Consider the following 525-nt stretch of genomic DNA (forward strand, 5'->3'; position numbering starts at 1 on the left):
GCGGCCCGCGCGGTGTGGAAGGCGTCGCTCGCGTTCGCGCTGCCGTGCGCGGCGCTCTGGCGGCTGCGGGGAAGCGGAGTCGTGGCGATTCTGGCCGGCGGGCTGCTGGCGGCGGCGTATTATCTCGGCGGCGAAAGGCTGGGATTCTTCGACGCGGTGCCGCCGGTCTGGCGGCCGCGGGCGCTGCTGACGTGGGCTTGGAAGCGGAGAAAAGGGTAAAGGGCAGACGGCAGCGCTTTCCAGTTTTTTGTTTTTTTAATTGAATTAGCGGCGACGGTGGACAAGACGGGCGCTCTTTGATAAAATTCCAGAGAACCTGTTCACTCTTGTATGGACGAGCGAAAAAGCAGAACGTTCGTCTGCGGCCTCTCCGCCCGCATCGCGGTGGAGTCGTCTGCTGGAACGGAGAAAGAAGCTGTCGGCGACGGTCCTTTGTGACGCGGTCGCAGGAGAGATGACGCAGGCTTGATTTTCGATAAGCGGCCCCTGCAGGGCCCGAAAATTTTCAGCTTTAGGGAGGCCACA

2 protein-coding genes are annotated in these 525 nt (G+C 61.9%); one reads left to right on the forward strand and one right to left on the reverse strand.

What is annotated here, in order from left to right; all coding sequences use genetic code 11:
• On the forward strand, positions 1-219 hold a 219-nt coding region (locus HMPREF7215_RS13740; protein ID WP_040551236.1), incomplete at its 5' end, for a hypothetical protein.
• Positions 220-264: 45 nt separating this feature from the next.
• Here HMPREF7215_RS13740 and HMPREF7215_RS13875 read toward each other — a convergent pair.
• Positions 265-525 (reverse strand): hypothetical protein (locus HMPREF7215_RS13875; protein ID WP_232205568.1); only part of this gene is annotated, 261 nt, incomplete at its 5' end.

Source organism: Pyramidobacter piscolens W5455 (genome assembly GCF_000177335.1).
Taxonomy (GTDB): Bacteria; Synergistota; Synergistia; order Synergistales; family Dethiosulfovibrionaceae; genus Pyramidobacter; species Pyramidobacter piscolens.